The sequence below is a fragment of the Actinoplanes sp. HUAS TT8 genome (genome assembly GCF_051380535.1).
Classification (GTDB): Bacteria; Actinomycetota; Actinomycetes; order Mycobacteriales; family Micromonosporaceae; genus Actinoplanes.
Window position 1 is genome coordinate 2,327,445 of record NZ_CP195646.1, and the last position, 21,066, is coordinate 2,348,510.

At 70.7% G+C, this 21,066-nt stretch carries 17 protein-coding genes and 1 pseudogene; 11 read left to right on the forward strand and 7 right to left on the reverse strand.

Going from position 1 to position 21,066, the window contains the following annotated elements; all coding sequences use genetic code 11:
- Positions 1-27: 27 nt before the first annotated feature.
- The 7 genes and pseudogenes from ACSHV8_RS10200 to ACSHV8_RS10230 form a co-directional block, all read left to right on the forward strand.
- Complete coding sequence (locus ACSHV8_RS10200; protein WP_436531692.1) at positions 28-1,350, forward strand: sugar ABC transporter substrate-binding protein; 1,323 nt, start codon at positions 28-30, stop codon at positions 1,348-1,350.
- On the forward strand, positions 1,347-2,204 hold the full coding sequence (locus tag ACSHV8_RS10205) for a carbohydrate ABC transporter permease (RefSeq protein WP_436531694.1): 858 nt from the start codon (positions 1,347-1,349) through the stop codon (positions 2,202-2,204). The genes ACSHV8_RS10200 and ACSHV8_RS10205 overlap by 4 nt, the downstream gene beginning before the upstream one ends.
- Positions 2,201-3,064 (forward strand): carbohydrate ABC transporter permease, encoded by an 864-nt coding sequence (locus ACSHV8_RS10210; RefSeq protein ID WP_436531696.1) that lies wholly within the window; start codon positions 2,201-2,203, stop codon positions 3,062-3,064. The genes ACSHV8_RS10205 and ACSHV8_RS10210 overlap by 4 nt, the downstream gene beginning before the upstream one ends.
- Positions 3,061-4,305: a glucarate dehydratase family protein gene (locus tag ACSHV8_RS10215; protein ID WP_436531698.1), complete on the forward strand. Its 1,245-nt coding sequence runs from the start codon at positions 3,061-3,063 to the stop codon at positions 4,303-4,305. Before ACSHV8_RS10210 ends, ACSHV8_RS10215 begins: the two co-directional genes overlap by 4 nt.
- Entirely contained in the window at positions 4,299-5,348 is a 1,050-nt protein-coding gene (locus tag ACSHV8_RS10220) for a hypothetical protein (protein ID WP_436531700.1), read from the forward strand. Before ACSHV8_RS10215 ends, ACSHV8_RS10220 begins: the two co-directional genes overlap by 7 nt.
- A gap of 11 nt (positions 5,349-5,359) precedes the next feature.
- Positions 5,360-6,814, forward strand: coding sequence for a hypothetical protein (locus ACSHV8_RS10225; RefSeq protein WP_436531702.1), 1,455 nt, complete (start codon positions 5,360-5,362; stop codon positions 6,812-6,814).
- A 1,204-nt stretch (positions 6,815-8,018) separates the two neighbouring features.
- Positions 8,019-8,168: pseudogene (locus ACSHV8_RS10230) on the forward strand (carbohydrate-binding protein); the annotation flags it as partial.
- A gap of 50 nt (positions 8,169-8,218) precedes the next feature.
- Here ACSHV8_RS10230 and ACSHV8_RS10235 read toward each other — a convergent pair.
- Together ACSHV8_RS10235 and ACSHV8_RS10240 are read right to left on the reverse strand one after the other, a co-directional pair.
- Positions 8,219-9,199, reverse strand: a complete 981-nt coding sequence (locus ACSHV8_RS10235; protein WP_436531704.1) for a hypothetical protein — start codon at positions 9,197-9,199, stop codon at positions 8,219-8,221.
- A gap of 110 nt (positions 9,200-9,309) precedes the next feature.
- Positions 9,310-10,116 (reverse strand): GNAT family N-acetyltransferase, encoded by an 807-nt coding sequence (locus ACSHV8_RS10240; protein WP_436531706.1) that lies wholly within the window; start codon positions 10,114-10,116, stop codon positions 9,310-9,312.
- Positions 10,117-10,258: 142 nt separating this feature from the next.
- Between ACSHV8_RS10240 and ACSHV8_RS10245 the strand changes: the two genes are divergently transcribed.
- A complete protein-coding gene (locus ACSHV8_RS10245; protein WP_436531708.1) occupies positions 10,259-10,462 on the forward strand; it encodes a hypothetical protein in 204 nt (67 codons plus the stop codon).
- Positions 10,463-10,484: 22 nt separating this feature from the next.
- Here ACSHV8_RS10245 and ACSHV8_RS10250 read toward each other — a convergent pair whose 3' ends face one another.
- From ACSHV8_RS10250 to trhA, 4 genes are all read right to left on the reverse strand, one after another.
- Positions 10,485-11,174, reverse strand: coding sequence for a hypothetical protein (locus tag ACSHV8_RS10250; RefSeq protein ID WP_436531710.1), 690 nt, complete (start codon positions 11,172-11,174; stop codon positions 10,485-10,487).
- A gap of 134 nt (positions 11,175-11,308) precedes the next feature.
- Positions 11,309-13,501 (reverse strand): putative bifunctional diguanylate cyclase/phosphodiesterase, encoded by a 2,193-nt coding sequence (locus tag ACSHV8_RS10255; protein WP_436531712.1) that lies wholly within the window; start codon positions 13,499-13,501, stop codon positions 11,309-11,311.
- Positions 13,498-14,937, reverse strand: a complete 1,440-nt coding sequence (locus tag ACSHV8_RS10260) for a GGDEF domain-containing protein (RefSeq protein WP_436531714.1) — start codon at positions 14,935-14,937, stop codon at positions 13,498-13,500. Before ACSHV8_RS10260 ends, ACSHV8_RS10255 begins: the two co-directional genes overlap by 4 nt.
- Before the next feature lie 95 nt (positions 14,938-15,032).
- Entirely contained in the window at positions 15,033-15,710 is a 678-nt protein-coding gene (gene trhA, locus ACSHV8_RS10265; RefSeq protein ID WP_436531716.1) for a PAQR family membrane homeostasis protein TrhA, read from the reverse strand.
- Positions 15,711-16,255: 545 nt separating this feature from the next.
- On the opposite strand from trhA, the gene ACSHV8_RS10270 reads away from it, so the two are divergent.
- The 3 genes from ACSHV8_RS10270 to ACSHV8_RS10280 are packed head-to-tail and all read left to right on the forward strand — an operon-like array spanning position 16,256 to position 19,362.
- Entirely contained in the window at positions 16,256-16,480 is a 225-nt protein-coding gene (locus tag ACSHV8_RS10270; RefSeq protein WP_436531718.1) for a hypothetical protein, read from the forward strand.
- A gap of 12 nt (positions 16,481-16,492) precedes the next feature.
- Positions 16,493-17,095 carry a dihydrofolate reductase family protein gene (locus ACSHV8_RS10275; RefSeq protein ID WP_436531719.1) on the forward strand — a complete coding sequence of 201 codons (603 nt, stop codon included), beginning with the start codon at positions 16,493-16,495 and terminating at the stop codon, positions 17,093-17,095.
- Positions 17,096-17,133: 38 nt separating this feature from the next.
- Positions 17,134-19,362 carry a hypothetical protein gene (locus ACSHV8_RS10280; protein ID WP_436531721.1) on the forward strand — a complete coding sequence of 743 codons (2,229 nt, stop codon included), beginning with the start codon at positions 17,134-17,136 and terminating at the stop codon, positions 19,360-19,362.
- A 5-nt stretch (positions 19,363-19,367) separates the two neighbouring features.
- On the opposite strand, the gene ACSHV8_RS10285 is transcribed toward ACSHV8_RS10280, so the two are convergent.
- Entirely contained in the window at positions 19,368-20,960 is a 1,593-nt protein-coding gene (locus ACSHV8_RS10285; protein WP_436531723.1) for a hypothetical protein, read from the reverse strand.
- Between the last annotated feature and the right edge of the window lie 106 nt (positions 20,961-21,066).

Sequence of the window (21,066 nt, forward strand, 5' to 3'; positions counted from 1 at the left end):
CCACATATGTAGACAGGAGGCAGGCACGTGACTGGTCGGAGAGTGCTCGCGCTGGCGGTGACCGCCGTCGTCGCGGCCGGCTGCCTGGTGGCGTGCGGCGGCGACAGTGCGAAGACCGATCCCCACGCCGAGCTGCAGATCTGGGTGCGCAAACCGCCCGGGTCGAGCACCGAGAAGACCGATCAGCAGCTGGCCGCCGCGTTCACCGCCAAGACCGGCATGCCCGCCCACGTCACCGCGCTGTTCGACGACTTCGAGACCAAGTTGCAGCAGGCAGCTGCCCAGAAGAAGCTGCCGGACATCGTCATCAACGACACCGACCGGCTCGGTGGCCTGGTCAAACAGGGTCTGGTCCGGGAGGTCGACCGGGCCGCCCTGGCCGGGCAGGCCGACCTGACCTCGGCCTCCTGGCAGGCGGCGACCGGCGCCGACGGCAAGATCTACGGCGTGCCGTTCTCGGCCCAGTCGTTCGCGCTGTTCATCCGCAAGGACTGGCGGGAGAGGCTCGGCCTGCCGCTGCCCAGGAGCTGGGCCGACCTGGACGCGATGGCGAAGGCGTTCACCACCGGCGACCCGGACGGCAACGGCAAAACCGACACGTACGGCTATGTCATCCCCGCCTCCACCAAGCGCGGCTACACGTCGTGGTACTTCGCCAGCTTCCTCTTCTCGGCCGGCGGCGACTTCCTCACCGGCGAGACCGGCAAGCTCACCCCGGCGATCAACAGCCCGCAGGCCCTCGCCGCCACCCAGGAATTCCGGAAGCAGTTCTGCACCGACAAGACCGTGGTGCCCGGCTCGGTCACGGCCGAGACCACCCAGGCCCACCCGCTGTTCGAGACCGGCAAGGGCGGCATCTACCTGACCGGTCCGTACAACATGGCTCGTTTCGACAAAAACCTCGGTAAGGACAAGTACGAGGTGGTGGCGCTCCCGCCCGGCCCCGGCGGCACGAGCGTGTCGCTGGCCGAGGGCGAGAACGTGTACCTGATGGCCGGTTCGGCCAACCCCGAAGGACAAACCCGATTCGCCGAGTACGCGGTGTCGCCCGAAGGGCAGACGCTGGGCATGGCCGGCGACACCGACGGCAACGTGGTGCGCCTGCCGGTCAACGGCAAGGTCGCCATGGCCGCGGTCCGCCAGGACACCCGCTGGCAGCTGTTCGCCGGCATCTACCAGAACGGCGCCCGCTACGTCCCGGTCGTCCCGGACTGGACCCCGTTCCGCCAGTCCTCCGCCGACACCCTGAACGCCCTGGTCGCCGACTGTTCCCAGGACCCGAAGGCTGCCCTGGACAAGCTCGCGCAGACGTTCTCCGACGAGCTGACCAAGCAGAAAGCAAAGGCGTGACCAGAAGGCACGCGAGCGCCTGGCTCTGGCTCGCCCCGGCGCTCATCCTCTTCGCGCTGTTCAAGTTCGTGCCGATGGCTCGCGCGATAACCATGAGCTTCCAGGAGGTTCGCCCCTACCTCGGCAACCGCTGGGTGGGCCTGGACAACTATCGGACCGTCCTCGGTGACGACGCGTTCCGGGCCGCGGCCGGGCACACGGTCGTCCTGGCCATCGGCGAGACCGTCGGCTCGATCGTCGTCGGCCTCGCCCTGGCCCTGCTCCTGGAAGGCACGGCCCGGCACCTGTGGTTCGTGCGCACCGCGGTGTTCCTGCCCACGGTCACCGCGATGGCCGTGGTCGCGGCGCTGTGGCGGGTCATCTACTACCCGGCGCCGGACGGCGCGCTCAACTCGGTGCTGGGCTGGATCGGACTCGGGCCGGGCCAGTTCCTCGACTCGCCGCACACCTCACTGTGGTCGGTGATGGCCGTCGGCGTCTGGCGCGGCGCCCCGTACGACATGATGATCTTCATTGCCGGCCTGGCCGGCGTCGACCGCACGCTCTACGAGGCCGCGGCCGCCGACGGCGCCGGGCCGCTGCGCCGGCTGTGGCACGTGGCGTTCCCGGCCATGCGCGCGGTCTTCGGCATCGTGATCACCCTCGCCGCGATCCGCGGCCTGCGCGTCTTCACCGAGATCTACCTGCTCACCAACGGCGGCCCGAACGGCTCGACCGAGGTCGTGATGACGCTCGTCTACAAGCTCGGCCTGGAACGCAACGAACTGGGCGTCGCCTCGGCGGCGTCGATGCTGCTGCTGGCCGCCACGGTCGTGCTGACCCTGATCGCGCAGCTGCTGCGGCGGCGATCATGAAGCAACTGGACACCGCGCTGGGGCTCGGCGCGGTCCGCGGGCCCCTCGGCCGGATCATCAAGATCGGACTGTACGTCCTGGTGGTCTTCGTCTTCGCCGGCCCGCTGCTGGCGTTGCTGGTCAGCGCGTTCGGCCGGGTCACCGATCCGACGAAGCTCTCGCTGATCCCGCACGACCTGACCCTGGACAACTTCCGCACCGCGTTCGACCAGGGCGTCCTGCGCTACCTGGCGAACTCGCTGATCGTGGTCGGCGGCGGCCTGCTGCTGCAGATCGCGGTCAGCGTCACGGCCGCGTATGCGCTGGCCCGCAAGCGATTCCCCGGCGTACGTCTGATTCTGTTCTTGATTCTCTCGACCATGATGTTGCCGGAGGAGATCCTGGCCATCCCGCTGTCCCTGGTCCTGGCCGACGTGCCGGTGCTGCACGTCAACCTGATCGGCAGCCTGGCCGGCATGATCGTGCCGGTCGGCGCGTGGGCGTTCGCGATCCTGGTGATGACCGAGTTCATGCGCGACGTCCCGATCGAGCTGGAGGAGGCGGCCCGCCTCGACGGCGCCGGTGACCTGCGGATCTTCTGGTCGGTGATCCTGCCGGTGTGCCGTCCGGCGCTGGGCGTGCTCGGCATCTTCGGCTTCACGATGATCTGGGACCAGTACGTCCTGCCGCTGCTCGTCGCCCAGGACGCGCATCAGTTCACCCTGGCCCTGGCCCTGCGCAGCCTGCGCGCCGACGAGCAGGTCGGCACCGGCGTCGTGATCGCGTCGGCGCTGCTCGCGCTGCTGCCCTCGGTCGTCGTCTTCCTCGCCCTGCAGCGCCAGTTCATGCGCGGCCTGACTTCAGGAGCTATCAAGGGATGATTTCCGTACGCGAGGTGACCGTCACCCCGGTCGCTTTCCCTGACCCGCCGCTGCTCAACTCGGCCGGCGTGCACCAGCCGTGGGCGTTGCGCGCGATCGTCCAGGTCCATTCGTCCGACGGCACGGTCGGGTTGGGCGAGACCTATGGCGACGCACCGCATCTGGCGCTGCTGGCCCGAGCCGCCGCGGCCCTGAAAAACTTGGACATCTTCGATTTAGCGGGACTTGTCCGAAGAATCGGGGCAGCGATCGGTGCCGCCGACGCCCCGGATCGGCACGGACTCACGGGCGACTCCACGGCCGCCAAGACCCTGGCCCGCGTCGTCTCGCCGTTCGAGGTCGCGCTGCTCGACCTGCAGGGTCAAGCCATCGGCCGGCCCGTGTACGACCTGCTCGGCGGCAAGGTCCGCGACCGCGTCCCGTTCTCGGCCTACCTCTTCTACAAGTGGGCCGGAACGGACAACTGGGGCCCGGCGCTCGACCCGGACGGCATCGTCGCCCAGGCCCGCACGATGATCGACCGATACGGCTTCGAGTCGATCAAACTCAAGGGCGGCGTCTTCCCGCCCGACGAGGAGATCGCCGCGATCCGGGCCCTGCGCGACGCGTTCCCCGGCCTGCCGCTGCGGCTCGACCCGAACGCCGCCTGGACCCCCGAGACGTCGATCAAGGTCGCCGAACGGACCGACGGCCTGCTCGAATACCTGGAGGACCCGACCGGCGGGCAAGCCGGCATGGCCGAGGTCGCCGCACTCGCCCCGATGCCCCTGGCCACCAACATGTGCGTGGTCGCGTTCGCCGACCTGCCCGAGGCGATCCGGCGCGGCTCGGTCCAGGTCGTCCTGGCCGACCACCACTACTGGGGTGGCCTGCGGGCCTGCGCCGAACTGGCCGCGATCTGCCGCACCTGGGGGATCGGCGTGTCCATGCACTCCAACAGTCATCTCGGGATCAGCCTGGCCGCGATGGTTCACCTGGCGGCCTCGACACCCCTGCTGACGTACGCCGCCGACACGCACACGCCGTGGCAGGACGGCGTCGACGTGGTCACCGAACCCCTGGTCATCAGCGGGGGAGCGGCGACCGTGCCGGACACCCCGGGGCTGGGCGTCGCGCTCGACGAGGACGCCCTGGCCCGGCTGCACGAGAACTACCGGCGCTGCGGCATCACCGAGCGCGACGACACCGCGTACCGCCGGCAGTTCGAACCGGACTACGTGAAACGGCGTCCGCGATGGTGAGCGGGCACGCCTACCCGTGGGACGTGCTCGGCGACCCCGGCTTTCTCGACCGGGCGCCACGGCGCGTCACCCTCGCGGCCGCCTACCACTCGACCCGCGCCGCGACCCCGATGCATCCCGCGCACCGGATCGTCGACGCGCGCTGGGCGGCGCTCTACCGCCCGGTCCGTGAGCAGGCCTGGAAGGGTCAGGAGCTGCGACCGCTCCCACCGACCTGGGTGTCCTCGCCGGACGCGTTCGGCGACGCAGCCCGCCTGCTCAAGCGAGCCGGCCACGAGGTCAGCGCGTGGATCGTCCTGACCCACAACACGCGGTTGGGGACGCTGCGGCCCGACGTCGCGGTGATCAACGCCTTCGGCGAGATTTATCCGTACGCGTTGTGCCCGGCCCACGCCGAGGTGCGTGACCACGCCGCGACCCTGGCCGCCGAAGCGGTCCTCGACCTGGACCTCGACGGCGTCTCGCTGGAGGCGTGCGGCCAGCTGGGTGTCAACCATCTCGGCCACCACGAGAAGACCGACGGCGCTTTCTCCCCGGAGACCGCGCGCCTGCTCTCGATCTGCTGCTGCACCGCCTGCCGCCGCGCGTGGACGGCCGAAGGCCTCGACCCGGCCGCCGTCGTCGCCGAACTGCGCGCCGGAAACCCCTCCGGCCTGCCCACCCTGCTGGCGATCCGGCACCGGCACACCGACCTGCTGCGCGCCCAGGTCCTCGCCGCGGTGCGACCACTTCCGGTCACGCTGCACGCCCACCCGGATCCGTGGGCCACCGGCCCGTCCCCGGGCCTGACGCCGACGGCCGCCGCCGACGTGGACGCGCTGCTCGTGCCCTGCTGGCCGCTCGGCTCCGACGAACTCGTGCGCGCGGCGGCCGAGCACGGCAAACCGGTCGACGCCTACGTCACGCTGCTGCACCCCATGGAACCCGGCGCGGTCCGCCCGCACGTCCAGGCCTTGACGGCCGCGGGCGCGACCCGCCTGAGCCTCTACCACCTGGGCCTCGCTCCCGCCTGGCGTCAGGAACTGTTCACCGCCCTCGACTGACGGAGTCCATCGTGTTCCGTAAAGCCGCGGCCCTCGCCGCGATCGGTTTCACCGTCCTCGCCGCCACCCCGCCCGCCTACGCCACCAGCCCCGACGACGCGCCCGCGAGCGCCGCGACCCCCATCACCGTGATCGTCGATGCCGCGCATCCGGCCGGGCGGCTCGCCGCCGACGCGGTCGGGCTGTCGTTCGAGATGCGCGAGCTCGGCATCGGCAACCTGGACCCGGCCCGGGGCAACATGACCCAGCTGATGCGCACGCTGGGCGCCGGCAACCTGCGTATCGGCGGCAACACCCTGGACCGCGACACCCTCTGGGTGCCTGCCGGTCAGGCCGCCCCCGAACCGAAGCCGGACTGGGTGCAGGACGTCGTCACCCCGGCCGACCTGCGCCGGCTGCGCGGTCTGCTCGACGCCACCGACTGGAAGGCCGAGGTCGGTGTCAACGTCGGCCGGTGGGATCCGGCGCTCGCCGCCGACCAGGTCCGCGCGATGGACAGGATCCTCGGCAAGCGCCTGGTCGCGGTCGAGTGCGGCAACGAGCCGGACCAGTGGGAGGGCAAGGCGCTGCGCCCGGCCGGTTTCGCCTACCCGCAGTACCACGCCGACTGGGCCGCCTGCGCCGACGTCGTCGGGCACGACCGGATCGCCGGTCCGGACACCGCCGGCACGTCGTCGTCGTGGGCGTCGTCGCTGGCGGCCGACGAGCACGACCGGATGAGCATGCTGACCGTCCACCAGTACGCGTCCGGCCCGGACCTCACCATCGACCGGATGCTCGCCCCGGCCCAGATCACCTCCCAGCTCAATGCTGTCGCCGCGAACCTGGCTGCCGCGAACGCCCATGGCCTGCCGATGCGGGTGGACGAGGCGAATTCGGCGTACAGCGGCGGGGTCGACGGCGTCAGCAACAAGTACGCCTCGGCCCTCTGGGTGATCGATTACGGACTGTCGATGGCGCGGGCGGGCCTGGCCGGCGTCAACATCCACGGCGGGCTCGGCGTCTGCAACGACCCGATCTGGAACGGCAAGTTCCAGCGCTACACCCCGATCTGCGCCTCCAGCACCGCCTACGAGCTGGCCCAGCAGTACAAGGTCATGCCCATCTACTACGGCATCTGGATGGCCCGGCAGATGGGCCCGGGAAGGTTCCTGCCGGTCACTTTGACGTCCGATCACAACATTTCGGCGTACGCCGTGAAGGGCGACGACGGCCGGACCCGCATCGCCGTGGTCAACAAGGACGGCGCCTCCGCCGAGGTGACGCTCTCGGTCGGCGGCCGTGACCGCGCCGGCTCGGTGCTGACGATGACCGGCGCCGCGCTCGATCAGGAGGCCACGGCGGTGCAGGGCGCGACGGTCGACGCGACCGGACGGTTCCACCCGGTGCCGTCGCCGGCCCGGGTCCGGGGCGGCACGCTGACACTCACCGTGGGGGCGGCCGGCGCCGTCGTGGTGACGGTCTGAACGCCGTACGCGCAAATCGTCTTTTGATCTTTGGTCTTTCATCGATATCCGTGCTGCATGACATCTGTCATGGGTCCGCCCCGGGTGAATCAATTAGGAAACTTTGTTAAAGATTCGAATGCGTTGATTCCCCCGGGAGATCCCCATGAGAAGACTGCTCGTCGCCGCGGCCGGCGCCGTCGCGCTGGCCGCGGCCGGCATCGCCGTGGCCGCCCAGGCCGACGCCGCGACCCTGGCCAGCAACTGGTACGCCTCGGCGCCCTACCTGATGCCGTTCGACAACAGCCCGCCCGACCCGATCGAGGTCATGAACGCCACCGGGCAGAAGGCGTTCCAGCTCGCGTTCATCCTGGCCCCCAACGGCGGCGGCTGCACGCCGACCTGGGACGGCACCCGATCGGTGGCCGACGACACCACGGCGTCCGCACTGATCAGCAAGATCCGGGGCAACGGCGGCGACGTCAGCGTGTCGATCGGCGGCTACGGCGGCACCAAACTCGGGCAGACCTGCGGCACACCGGAGGCCACGGCCGCCGCATACCAGCAGGTGGTGACCAAGTACGGGCTCAAGGCCATGGACTTCGACCTGGAGGAGCCCGAGTACGAGAACACCGCGGCCGTGCACAACGAGATCGGCGCCGCGCGGATCCTGCAGCAGAACAACCCCGGCCTGTACGTGTCGATCACCACCGCGGGCACGGCGGCCGGCACCGGCTGGTTCGGCACGCAGATGCTGCTGGAGGCCAAGTCGCAGGGCTTCACGCCGGCCAACTACTCGATCATGCCGTTCGACGGCGGGTTCAACGGGGGCAGCTCGCAGGTGGCGGCCCTCGAAGCGTTCCACACGCTGCTGATGAACACGTTCGGGTGGGACAGTGCCACCGCGTACGCGCATGAGGGCATCTCCCAGATGAACGGGCGCAGCGACGCCGGGGAGTACTTCCGCCAGGCCGACTTCCAGACCACCCTGGACTACGCGCTGAACCACAAGCTGGCCCGCTACACCAACTGGTCGGTCAACCGGGACCGGCAGTGCGCCGACCCGAACCAGAGCACCACCTCCGGCACCTGCAGCAGCGTGCCGCAGACCGCGTGGGAGTTCACCAAGTACTCGGCCCGCTTCGCCGGCGCGACCCCGCCCACCAGCTCGCCGACCGCCGGCCCGAGCGCCACCACCAGCACGCCGCCGACCGGCACGTGCAGCATCGCGGCCTGGAGCGCGACCGCCGTCTACACCCAAGGCAACCAGGCCAGCCAGAACGGGCACAAGTACACCGCCAAGTGGTGGACGCAGAACGAGTCGCCGGCCACGCACAGCGGCCAGTGGGACGTCTGGACCGACGGCGGAACCTGCTGATCGGAGCCCCGCGGCGCGACTTGCGCCGCGGGGCCACACCTTGTCGCCTACGGCTTCAGCTTGTTGAGGATGGCCAGGATGCGGTCGCGGTTGCGCTGACGGGGTGCCGGCGGCCGGGACGCGGCGATGACCGCGGGCCAGGCGGCGCCGAGGCGGGCGCGCTCGTCGTCGACCGCGCCGGCCGCACCCGGCGTGACGGTGCCGGCCGTGCGCCAGGCCCGGGTCTCGGCCACGGCGGCCCGCAGACGCTGATAGAACGGCGACGTGGTGGGAACGTCATCCTGGTCGGACCAGGTCAGGACGTGGCTGAGAACGGCGTCGAACTCGAACATCGGATTCATCGCCGTGTGAGTGCCGATCTTCTGGGCGACCTCGGAGGTGCGGGCCGGGCTGAAACCGGCCCCCGGCAGCAGGTGCATGAGGTCGGCCGCGGTGCTGGTGACATACGCGGTGAACTGCCGGATCTGCTCCGGGTCGGTGGCCGCCGTCCGCTCCGCCTGCCGCTGGCTCTCCGTGGTCGCGGTCGAACCGGCCGGCAGCGGGGCCACCGGATAGTTGAGCATGTCCGAGCCGTACGACTCGTTGATCAGGACGTGGGTGAGCTCGTGCACCAGCACGGCGACCTGCTGCTGGACCGTGCCGGCGCTGGCGTAGTTGATGACATACCGATTGCTGCCGGCGGCGGTGGTGGCATCCTCGTCGATCTGCGTGTGCCCGCCACCGTTGGCAATCGTGTTCCGGGTCCAGGTGGTGACCCGGTGCAGATGCGGCAGCAACTGGTCGAGCAGATCCCGCACGTCCACGTTGGGGGTGCTGTCCCGGTAGTTCCGGACCTCCTGGACCTCGTCGATGGTGATCGGCGGCGGCGCGGCCTGGTCCTGCAGCACCCGCTGAACGGCGGCATTACCCACGGTTCGCTGAAGGGCGAGCACCGAGGCCGGATCGTTCACGACGTGACCACCAGTGGTGGTGCGCTGGGGGCGGGCCGGGCGGGCGGTCCGGGTCTCCGGGTGCACGTGTTGCTGCATCCGGCCACTATGCCCGATGAAGCAGAGACGTCCGGTGGGTGAACGGCAACCTCTGCCCCGACGGCACGCAACTCTGCCCCCGGCGGCGGCCGGGCCGAGCTGCACGTTCGTCACGGCGTCCACTGGTAGTGCTGCGACGTGGTGATCGCGTGGAAGCCGCACCGGCGCAGGATGGGCGCGCTGTCCGGCGACGCGTCCACGTGCAGCAGCCGGAAACCGTGAGCGACGGCATCCCGGGCCCGGGCGGCCAGCAACGCCCGGTACAGGCCGCGGCCCCGCCAGTCCGGCACGGTCGAACCGCCGAGCAGCGCGACGAAATCGGTCGTCGGATGGTAGATCGACCACGCCGTGCAGAGGATCCGGTCGTCCGCCTCGGCGACGAAGATGCTGATCAGGGCGGGGTCGGCGGCGACCCGGCCGATCAGGTCGTCCGCGACCCAGGCCAGGCCCCTGCCCCACACCTCGGTCTGGTGATCGGCGATGCGGCGCAGGGTCTTGTCGTCGCTGACCTGCCGCACCACCACACCGTCGGGCACGGCCGGCGCGATCTCCCCGGCTCGGGCCTCTCCGGCCGCGACCTCGCGGGCCTCTCCGATCAGCACGGTCGACGGGCCCTCCGGCACGAAACCGGCCGCGACCAGCCGATCGGGCAGCTCCGTGGGCAGGTCGTGCGCGCGCAGCTTCCACTCCACGGCCTGCCCTCGGTCCCGGAAGAAGCCGCGTTGACGGGCGATCAGCCGATCCAGCGCGGCACCGGTGACCCCGACGTCGCGCGGCGCCCGGATACGGCCCATGTGCGGGCCGACAACCCGCACGAGCGGCCCGTCCCGCTCATGGGTCACCCCGGCCGGGACGGCACCGGGCGGCATACGCATCTGCGCGTCATAGGCGGCCAGCAGAGCAGCGGTATCGACCATGACCTCCATGGTGCGCCATCGAGGCCGCCGGCACTGCCCGCCCGGCGTCGGTGCCCGCACGCCTGCCACGGCAAATCCGGATGCCGGCACCTGGGGTCACAAGGTTCAATTGGCGCCCGTAGCGAGATGGAAGGCGGGCGTCTTGTCGCGCTGGAAGATGCTGGAGACGTGGGACCGCGACCTTCCCGGCCTCGACGACGAGCAGTTGCGCTCGCGGCTGCTCCTGGCCCGGGAACGCGAGCAGTCGTCCGACCGTTCACCGGGCCGGAACGCCAAAGCTCGGCGCGATTGGCGGCTGCGCCGGGAGGCGGTCGAGTCCGAGATGCAGAAACGCGGGCTGCTGTAGTCGGGGAGCCACCGCGCCGATATCAGTCCGTTTCGGAGTCGGTGGGTAGCGGGGGCGAGTCGAACGTCTCGTACGCCACCCCGATCCGGGGTGCGTTTTCAGCCGCCTGCGGTTCGGGATAGGTGATGCCCAGACGGTGCCACAGATCGGTGAAAGTCCACACCTCCCACGGCGAGAACCTGTCGTCCGGCCAGACCTTGCCGCTGTACGCGGGTCGGGCTCGATGCCAGAGAAGCTTCAACAGACGAGTGCCGACCCCGGCGAAATACGGTGCGATCGGGTCCGGATCGACCCCGAACGTCATGCCGACGGCGCGTGGGTTGCCGCCCCAGCGACGGTTCGCCTCGCGCGAGGTGGTCCCGGGGGAGACGCGGATACGCGGCGTCGTCGAGTACCTGTCCCGGACGACCCCGTCCGCGATGGCGATGTGGCTCCAGTCGTCCTCGAAGACGTCGACGACGCTGGCGACGGTGTTCAGCTCCGCGGACAGCCAACGGGACACCCCGATCGGGAAACCCGTGTAGCGCGGCCAGTCGATGACCGTCCAGCCGTTCACCGGCGGCACGACGACGGCCGCTTTCCGCCTCATGTCCGCCTCGACGGGCAGGATTTCGCTCGCGACGGAGTGCCGGGCGGCAAAGCCGGCGACCGACTCGGCGACCGCGGCCGCGTCCGAACTCCGGACCGCGGTCATCTTGAGGAACAGCCCCACGGGCTGATCGTAGAGAACCGGCTGGGCAGAGACGTCCGATCCCGGTGATGCCCCCATCGGGGCTCGAAGGGATCAGGACTGTTGGCGCGACGTGCTGTCCACGGGGTGGTCGACTTTCAGGGCGAGGGCGGTGCTCAGGCCGTACCGAATGATGGTTTTGCGGAATTGCTGACGAAGGTCGCGAAATCCGACGGCGAGAGCGGTTTGGCGTAGAGGTAGCCCTGGCCGATGTCGCAGCCGAGGGCGCGCAGTTCGGCCGCCTGGTCCTCGGTCTCGATGCCTTCGGCGACAGTGGCCAGGTGCAGGACCTGGGAGAGTCGGACGATGGCCTCGGCGACCGCGGAGCCTTCGGGGGTGTTGTCGAACTCGGCGACGAAGCTGCGGTCGATCTTGAGGATGTCGACCGGCAACCGGGTGAGGTACTGCAGGGACGAGTAGCCGGTGCCGAAGTCGTCGATGGCGATGCGGATGCCGTGGTCGCGCAGGGCTCGCAGGGCGGCGATGCCGCTGGTGTCGTCGACCAGGGCCGATTCGGTGACTTCGAGGACGAGGCGGCGCGGGTCGGTGCCGACGCGGTCGAGGACGGCCAGGATGTCGTGGACGATGGTGGGTTCGCGCAGCTGGCGCGGGGAGAGGTTGACGCTGACGTGCAGCGACTCGTTCCACCCGGAGAGCTCGATCAGGGACTGTTCCAGGATCCAGAGGCCGATGCCGATGATCGCGCCGGAGCGTTCGGCGACCGGGATGAACCGGACCGGGGAGATCGGGCCGCGGGTGGGGTGCTGCCAGCGGATCAGGGCTTCGGCGGCGATCGGGCGGCCGGTGGCCAGGTCGACCTGCGGCTGGTAGAGCACGTGCAGCTCGTCCCGGTCCAGGGCGTGCTGCAGGTCCTCGGCCAGGGCGGCGTCGTCGGCCCGGTGGTCGATCATCGACGGCTCGTAGCGGGCGTACCGGTGGCTGCCGGCGCGCTTGCTGTGGTACATCGCGGTGTCGGCCTGGCGCAGCAGTGTCTTGGCGTCGTATCCGGGTTTGGCCGTGGCGATGCCGATGCTGGCGCGCACCGGGACGAGGTCGTTGTCGAGGCGGGCCGGGTGCGCGCCGGCGGTGGCCAGGACACGCTGGGCCGCGGCGATGGCGTCGTTGACGTGGCCGGTGTCGGCCAGCAGGACCGCGAACTCGTCGCCGCCGATGCGGGCGCACACGTCGACACCACGGATCGCGGCGCGCAGCTGGCGGCCGACGTGCACCAGGTACATGTCGCCTGCGGCGTGCCCGTACGCGTCGTTGACCAGCTTGAACCCGTCGAGGTCGATGAGCAGCAGCGCGGCCGGTTCGCCGCGCTTGGCCGTACGGTCGAGGGCTTCGTCGAGGCCGGCCCGGTTGGACAGCCCGGTCAGCGAGTCGGTGGTGAGCTGGTCGCGGTTCTGCCGGATCGAGATCAGCTGACGCCAGGCGGCGGCGCCGGTCATCACGGTCAGCCCGCAGACCAGGCCACCCCAGGGCAGCAGCTGCCCCTCCCGGATCGTCACGATCATCATGAGCAGGCACCCGGCCAGCGTCGTGCCCATCGCCAGGTAGGTCGCCCAGGCCGGTGGGCGGCTGGTCCGCGGCGTGTACGGCAGTCCGGTCCGGGCGACGGTGAGGATCGGGGCGATGGTCATCAGCAGGGCGGCCACCGCCAGCCCGGACATCATCCGGGCGTCCTGGGTGAGGGTCCAGGTCAGGTCGGTGACGAGCTGAAGGCCCAGGCTCACCGCGAACAGGGTGACCGGTGCCGCGAACCGGGTGACCGCGCCGCCCAGGATGATCGCGGCGATCGCGGCCAGGAGCAGCACGTCGCCCAGCGGCCAGCCGATCGTCATGATCCCGGGTTCGGCCGGGCCCCGATGGGCCAGGACCGGTTCGATCGCGAAGTACCAGACGCCCATGAACCCGGCCGAGAGCACGATGACCAGTTCGGTCACCAGTGCGGCCTTGGCCCGGCCGCGGAACCGGCGCGTGATCGAGGCGAACACCCCGGCGGTGAGCAGCACGAACATCAGCAGGCGGGCGAACGCCCCGGTGGCCTCCCAGGACAGCGCCAGGCAGATCATGGCGAGCGCGGACGCGGCCCGTCCGGCCCCGATCAGCCGCCACGGGATGAGCCCGCTCGGGCTGGTCCGGGCCGCGCGCCAGCTGTAGACCGCGCCGATCACGTCGAGCACCAGGATGATCAGGGCGACGGCCCGGTTGTCGAAGCCGGCTGCCAGCAGACCGGCCGGTACCGCGCCGATCAGCGCGACGGCCACCGGGACCCGGCGCCACTCGGACAGGCTCCAGGAGGTCACGATGCGGCTGCCGCGGCGACGGGTTCGGCGGTGACGCGGGCCCGGCCGGCCCGTTTGCTCGCGTACAGCAGCTGATCCGCCCGGTGCAGGAGATCACCGGGACTCTCCTGGCCGTCCCAGCGGGCCAGCCCGGCCGAGAACGTCTGCCGGGATGGTGTCGCGCTCAGCAGCCGCTCCAGGACAGCGGTTGCCTCGGCCGCCGTGCATCCGGTGAAGAGCAGCCCGAACTCCTCGCCGCCGTAACGGGCCAGCAGGTCGCCGTCGCGCACGTGGGCTCCCCAGGCGGCGGCCGCGCCGGCCAGCAACTCGTCGCCGGCCTGATGACCGTACGTATCGTTGTAGATCTTGAAATGGTCGAGGTCGATCAGGGCGACGAACAGCGCTCCTCCGGAGAATCGGTGCTCGGCGACGGCCGCGGTGAGCCGTTCGTCCCATTGGCGGCGATTGGCCAGCCCGGTCAGCGAGTCCTGCCGCGCGAGCAGCGTCAGCCGGTCGGCCTGGTTCTCGATGCGCCGCACGAGCCCGGCCATCCGGGCCGCGACCAGCAGGAACAGGATGATCGAGCCGATTCCGGTGGGCAGCCAGTCCTGCCCGGCCCGCCCGGTCGCCCCCTTGTACAGCCCGACCGCGGGCGCCAGCAGGATCGTCGCGGTCAGCAGGATCAGCCGCGGCCGCACGAACGCCGGCGGACGCCGCAACGGCACGGTCAGCCGCCGCATCGACGGATGTAGCGCCGCCGCGGCCACCAGCGTGTTGCCCAGCAGCGAGATGGCATCGGTCGCCCCATCAAGATCAAATTCTTGCGAGGGTACGGCGATGAGCAGGATGTCCGAAGCCGCCGTCAACAGCAGCGCCGTCAGCATCAGGCGATAGCTGACCGTACGGGCCCCGGGCGTGGTCACCAGCAGCGAACCGAGCACGAACAGCGCGATGTCACCACCCGCGATGAGCACCGCCAGCAGCTTCTGCGTCCACGGCAGCACCGGATCGGACACGGTGGCCCCGAGCACGAAGATCCAGTAGAGCAGCCACAGGCTCGTCGCGATCATCCCGGCGTCCACCCACGCCGTCCGGTCCTGAGCGCGGGCCCGCCCGCGGATCAGCCCGAACAGCGCCCAGCAGATCAACGGATACCCGGCCAGCTCCAGCAGATCCCCGGTCAGCGACCACGCGTGCCCCGACGTCAACCGGTCGACCACGGTGCTCAACACCCACATCGTGAGCCCGGCGATGAACGTGTGCCAGGTCGCCGGCTGCTGCGGCCGGTAGTGGGCAACCGCCCACGTGACGGCGACGAGGCAGGCCGCACCGATCAGACCGTAGCCGGCCGCCTGCCACCCACCGGCGGGCAGCAGCACATACCCGACGGTGGCGACGGCGCCGACGACGACACACGTCTGCCAGGCCGGGCGGCCCCGCCATCCGTTGATCGGCATACCCGGGTGATCGGCACCTTTCGCCCCAGGTTGAGCCTTAGCCCACCCGGTTTGCGCCGATTCCCCCCAATCCTTGAAGCCGGACGGTCGATCGGCTACGTCACGAGGAGGAAGACGGCAACGTAGTGGCAGGTGGCGGCCGCGCTGACGAAGGCGTGGAAAACCTCGTGATAGCCGAACACCAGCGGCGCCGGATTGGGCCGGCGGAAGTGGTAGGCCAGAGCCCCGGCGACGTAGAGCACACCCCCGAGGAGGGCGAGACCCCCGGCCACCGGCCCGGCATGAGCCCAGACCAGCGGAAGAGCCAGACCCGCCACGGCCCCGAGCCCGATGTAGGTGCCACCGACCACACGCTCGGGTGCTTCCATCCGCGCCAGGTGCAGGCCGGCCGCCACCGCCGCGAGCGTCCAGGTCAGGATCAGGCAAATACGGCTGTAGCGGCCCGGGGCGGCGACCTGATACATCGGCGTGGCCGTCCCGGCGATCAACACGAAGATCATCAGGTGGTCGAGTCGCTGCAGAACCCGATTCACCGCGAACCGCCAGTCGACGCTGTGGTAAAGCGCGCTGGTACCGAACATCGCACTAACGGCACCCGCGTAGACCGCGGACGCGGCAACCATGCCGGTGCCCCGCGCGGCGGCGACCAGGAACACCCCGGCCACCAGCGACAGCGGAAACCAGATCAGATGCAGCCGGCCCCGCCAGACCGGCTTGGCCAGCTTCACCGGCCGGTCTTCCGGGGCCGCCTGCTGCGAAGTCCGATCGGTCATCGCCCCATGAAAGACAACCGAACGGCCGGTGTCCAGCCTCCAGCCGCGAGCCGACAGGTCCACCAGATCATCAGCCGCACCCGCAGCTCAATCACCTCGGGTCCTGACCGGCGGCCAACGGCGAAAAGGCGTCCGTGTTTTTGCCCGGCCTGCGCAAGAATCTGTGATCGTGAGCGAGGTAAGCGTCAGTCATCCGGCCTGGCCGAACGGCGAATTGGCACCTGCCGGTGGCATCTTTGCGGATCGTTCACTCCTCGGACGGGCTGACGAGGCCCTCCGCGCGATGTGGGATCGCCTGGATGCCTTGCCTCGGAGCGATCCGTTCTGGGCCGGCACCAACATGCGCACTACCGGATACAAGGTCTCAGACTTCATCCGCCTCTGCATGGAGCAGGATCCATCGGACGCGACGGCGCGATGGGCCTACGATCGGTCGTCGCCGGTGGGAGCTCTTCGTTTTCGTGTTGTCCCCGGATCCTCCGCAGCTTCAGAATCTTGAGCTGCCCCTGTCGCAGAACAGGTGGCTCGCCGCCGCCCGGGAGAGCTTGAACGACGACGTCGAAGGGATCGACGATCTCATCGACGCGGCTCGGTGGTGGGCACGATACCGCGACACGGATGTCACCTATTGGCTCCGCGAAACGCTCAAGGAGATCCCGCGCGATGTGTTGGAGCGATTCGCATCCGACCACGAAAGTGGCCGGATCGCGCTTGGCGTTCTCGAGCAGCGTGGCGACCTAAGGTCAGAGCGTAGAGACCCGGCGGAGTGAGGAGCACAGGGCATGGCGCGAGTGATCATGCAGGCGGTGGTGTCGGTGGACGGGTTCATCGCGTATCCCGACGACTCGGTGGGGCCGCTCTTCGACTGGTACGGCAACGGCGACGTCACCGTCCACGCCAACGACAAGTGGTCGTTCACCGTCAGCCAGGCCTCGGCCGACTACGTGCGGCCGTTCTGGGGCAAGGTCGGCTGCACCGTGATCGGCCGTCACCTGTTCGACACCACCGACGGCTGGTCGGGTGTGCCGGCGGCCGGGGATCACCTGGTCGTGGTCACCCATCGGCCGCTGCCGCCGGAGTGGTTGGAGCGCTTCCCGAATGCGCCGTTCCACACCGCCGGCTCGGTCGAGGCCGGGATTCAGCAGGCCAAGGAGTTGGCCGGTGACGGTGTGGTCTGTGTGACGGCGGGCGATGTCGGCGGGCAGGCGTTCGCCGCGGGCCTGGTGGGCGAGGTGGCCATGGATGTCGTGCCGGTGGTTCTGGGGGAGGGGGTCCGGTTCTTCGGCGGGCACACCGGCACCGTGCTGCTCGACGACCCGGACGCCGTCGTTCAGGGGGATCGCGTTCTCCACCTGCATTACACCGTCAAGCACGCCGTATCCTGACGCCTGTCGATCGTTCGGACTGCGTCTTTGGGGGACGGATGTGGGAAGCGCTGATCGCCGCGGTCGCGACCGCGGTGATGTCACGGGCCAGTGAGGACATCGGCAACGCGGCGCAATCCACCTGGACGACCCTGTTCCGCAAGGTGCGTGGGCGGCTCGGGACCCGGGCCACGCTCATCGACGCCGGTGACCGGGACGCGCTGGAGCAGGCGCTTCGGGACATCGTGGACGAGGATCCGGCGTTCGCCGCGCGCATGCAGGCGCTGCTGCGCCAGCTCGGTGAGGCGCCCGCGCTGACCGTGCCCAGTCCGGGGCTTCCGGTTCCGGCGACGGTCCGGCTGCTGCCGGCCGGGCCGGCCGATTTCGTCAACCGGACCGGTCCGCTGGCCGCGCTCGACGAGATCCGCGGGCACGGCGAGGCCGGGGCCACCCCGGTTGTCGTGCTGCGGGGCACGCCGGGGGCCGGGAAGACGGCGCTCGCGCTGCGCTGGGGTCATAAGCGGCAGGACTGGTTCGGCGGCGGGCAGCTCTACGCCGACCTGCGCGAACTCCCGGACGCGGCGCTCGGCGGCCCGGAGTCGACCGAGAACATCGTGACGTCGTTCCTGCTGGCCATGGGTGTGCCGAGCAGTCTGGTGCCGGACAGTTTCGCCGCTCGGCTCGCGTTGTACCGGACGATGACGGCGGACCGGCCGGTGCTTCTGCTGCTGCGCGGCGCCGCCCTGCCGGCCCAGATCAGCCCGCTGATCCCGACCGCCGCCGGCAGCATGGTCCTGGTCAGCACCGAGCGCGACGTGAGGGGCCTGGCCATGGACGGCGCCCGATTCATCGACGTCGGCCCCCTCGACGACTCCGCCGCCCGCGAGTTGCTGGAAGCGGTCAGCGGACGCGAGGGCACCGACCCGGCGCCGGTCCGGCGTGTGATCGACCTGTGCGGGCACCTGCCGATCGCGATCCGCATCGTCGGCGCCCGCCTGCGGCTCGACCCCGGCCTCACCCTGGCCGACCTGGTGCGCGACCTGGAGTCGGAGCCGGATCTGCTCGGCGACGAGGTCGGCCCGCTGTTCCAGAACGTCTACCGGCACCTGTCCGATTCGGCCCAGGAGTTGTACCGGACTTTCGGCGCGGTCCCGGTCGCCGAGGTCACCGACGGTCTGCTGGCTCGTCTCGGCTGGTCCGATCATCGGGCCCGGCGGGCCGCGACCGACGAGCTGATCGGCCTCAACCTGCTGGAACGGCCCGGTCCCGGCCGTTGGGCGCAGCATCCGCTGATCCGGGCCCACGCGGCCGGGCTTTCCGCGCACGACGAGGTCGTGGCCGCGACCGTGGACTATTTCTGCGAGTTCGCCGAGGCGGCCGACCGGGCGATCATGGGGGATCGGCGCCGCCTGATCACCGGGCCGCCGGGCCCGGACGGTCCGCCGGGTCGGGCCGAGGCGCTCGACGAGCTGGAACGCGGCCGTGAGGATCTGCTGCGGGTGGCTCGGGCCGGGCTCGCTCTGGGCGCGAACGAGCAGGTCGCGAGGCTGGCGACGGCCGCCCAGGCGTTGTACTTCAACCACCCGCACCTGGCCGACTGGACCGAGATGTCGGAGCTCGGCATCGCCGCCGCGCAGCGCCTCGGCCGGGCCGACGTCGAGGTTCAGATCCGCTGCACGCTCTCCGGCGCGCATTCCGCGGCCGGTGACCTGCGCCGGGCGCAGACCGAGATCGATCGCGCGCTCGCCCTGCTTCCGGCCGCGGACGATCCGGTCCTGGCCGGGACGGTCTGGGAGTTCAATGCCCGCCTGCTCGACCGGGTCGCGCGCGCCGCGTCCGAAAGCGACCAGCCAACTGCACGAGCAAAGGCCGAGGACGCTTTCCGTACGGCCATTGCCACCTTCCATGACGTCGGGCTCCCGCGCGGCGTCGCGCTGGGTCACCTCTACTACGGCGCGTTCCTCGACTCGGCCGGCCGGCCCGCCGACGCCCTGACCGAGCTTGATCAGGCCCGCGAGGGTCTGAACGCGGCCGGCGACGACCGGAACGCCACCCGCGCCGACGCCGCGATCGGGGCCGCGCACCTGCATCTGGGTCACTTCCGGGTGGCCTACGAGGAACTGGCCGCGGCCGCCGCATACCTTGCCGTCTCCCGGCTCTGGCGCTACGAGCTGGAGGTGCGGGAGAACCTGGTGCTCGCCGCGACCGCGCTCGGCGACCGGGCCGCCGTGGCCGAGCACGCCGAGCGAGCCGCCGAGATCCGCCGCCTGTCCAGCCCGGGAAAGTAGCCGAATCAGGTCTTGGGAAGCGGCCGGACCGTCAGCGTGGTGCCGCCGTCGACCTCCCAGTGCCCGTCGATGCCGTCGTCGAGGCGGCGGGCCAGGGCGTACAGGCTCGCGGCGAGCACGGTCACGTCGGCCTCACCGGCCACCTCGGCGCGGCGGCCGTCGCGGAACAGTGCGACGCCACCGCCGGGAACCGCCGCGCACGCGATCATGGCGCCGGGGAACTGATCGAGAACGGTCTCGGCCCAGTCCCACGGATCGGCACACTTCGCGGCCGTCAGGACTTCGGCGTTCTGCAACGTGCGCAGGTCCCACTCGTCCTCGCCGGAGGACAGGTGAGCGTCCCATCCGGGGCCGGGCTCGGTGACGTGCCGGCGGACGGCCGCCGGATATCTCCGTACGTCGATCGTCTTGTCGTTGATCCGAGTGTGGATCATGAAGGAGCCGACCGGAGTCGACTCCGGAACCGGCGGTGGCCAGGCGAGCAGCGGCGCCGGCTCGGCGGGCTCGGGCAGGTCGAGCAGCTCGTAGAGGACCTGGCGCAGGGGGCGCGCGGCCGGGCCGAACGTGCCGTCGATCGCCTCGGCGTGGTTCGCGGGCGTCGCGATCGCGTGTTCGACCTGTTCAGCGAAGGGCCGCCGGACGTCCAGGCGGTGCGCCGAGCGGTGCAGCGCGGTCATCGGGGTGCCCGGCACGACCTCGTCGCTCAGGGGCGCGAGCAGCAGCGGGATGTCGGCGGCGGCCGCGAGGAGGCTGATCGAGGAGTGGTCGCCGATCATGCAGTCGGCGGCGGCGAGGGTGGCCTGCCAGCCCTCGTCGGGCGGGATCATGAGCAGTCCGGCGTCTCGGGCGGCGGCCAGCCAGAGTCGGAGCTGGAGGCCGCCGTGACCGGCGGTGACGTTGGGGTGCAGGACCGTGGCGACACGGTATCGGCCGGCGTCGAGCTGGGCGAGCAGGCGGGCGGGCAGGTCCGGCCGGCGGCCGAAAAGCGAGTGCCGGCCCCAGGTCGAGCTGATCACTATCAGCCGGCGAGAGCCGAGGTCGAGGGCGGTCCGGTAGCGGCGGCGCAACCGGCGGGCGGCTCGGAGCCGTTCGATCATGGGGTCGGTGATCAGGACGGCGTTCCCGGCGGCCGGTCCGAGCTGGGTGATCTGCTGCGGGTGGGTGACCGCGATCAGCATCCGGCGGCCGGTCAGGTCCTCGGCGCGGATCGTCCCGGCGACGCGGCGGCCGTCGCCGCGCGAGTCGGGCAGGTTCTTGTGGAAGCCGACGCCGTGCTGCAGGACCAGGACCGGCGCGTCGATCGGGTCGAACTCGGTGTTCTCGCTGGCGGTGAGCGCGGCGTCGAAGCGGAGGTCCCGGACCTGGTCCCACGGCACGACCCGGGCTCCGGCCCTGGTCAGCAGCTCGGGCACGCCGTCGTTGAACGGCGACGAGTCGTTGACGGTGAACACGACCTGGACCCGCGGATCGTCGCGCAGCAGCTGGACGGCGTCGAGGACCCGGGCGGTCGAGGTCACCGTGCGGGCGACCGCCAGCAGCGTCCGCTCAGCGGCGACCGTGACCCAGAGCCGCGCCTCCGCCCCGACCGGCACGCGCACCGGCTGTCGGCTGTCGGCTGTCGGCTGTCGGCTGTCGGCTGTCGGCTGTCGGCTGTCGGCTGTCGGCTGTCGGCTGTCGGCTGTCGGCTGGGCCTCTAACGAGGGA

Excerpts from the sequence above, each read along its gene's own strand:
- ACSHV8_RS10210 (WP_436531696.1), top strand. The coding sequence starts at position 2,201 with ATGAAGCAACTGGACACCGCGCTGGGGCTCGGCGCGGTCCGCGGGCCC.
- ACSHV8_RS10215 (WP_436531698.1), top strand. The coding sequence starts at position 3,061 with ATGATTTCCGTACGCGAGGTGACCGTCACCCCGGTCGCTTTCCCTGAC.
- ACSHV8_RS10220 (WP_436531700.1), top strand. The coding sequence starts at position 4,299 with ATGGTGAGCGGGCACGCCTACCCGTGGGACGTGCTCGGCGACCCCGGC.
- ACSHV8_RS10235 (WP_436531704.1), bottom strand. The coding sequence starts at position 9,199 with ATGCAGCAACACGTGCACCCGGAGACCCGGACCGCCCGCCCGGCCCGC.
- ACSHV8_RS10240 (WP_436531706.1), bottom strand. The coding sequence starts at position 10,116 with ATGGTCGATACCGCTGCTCTGCTGGCCGCCTATGACGCGCAGATGCGT.
- ACSHV8_RS10260 (WP_436531714.1), bottom strand. The coding sequence starts at position 14,937 with ATGCCGATCAACGGATGGCGGGGCCGCCCGGCCTGGCAGACGTGTGTC.
- trhA (WP_436531716.1), bottom strand. The coding sequence starts at position 15,710 with ATGACCGATCGGACTTCGCAGCAGGCGGCCCCGGAAGACCGGCCGGTG.
- ACSHV8_RS10275 (WP_436531719.1), top strand. The coding sequence starts at position 16,493 with ATGGCGCGAGTGATCATGCAGGCGGTGGTGTCGGTGGACGGGTTCATC.
- ACSHV8_RS10280 (WP_436531721.1), top strand. The coding sequence starts at position 17,134 with ATGTGGGAAGCGCTGATCGCCGCGGTCGCGACCGCGGTGATGTCACGG.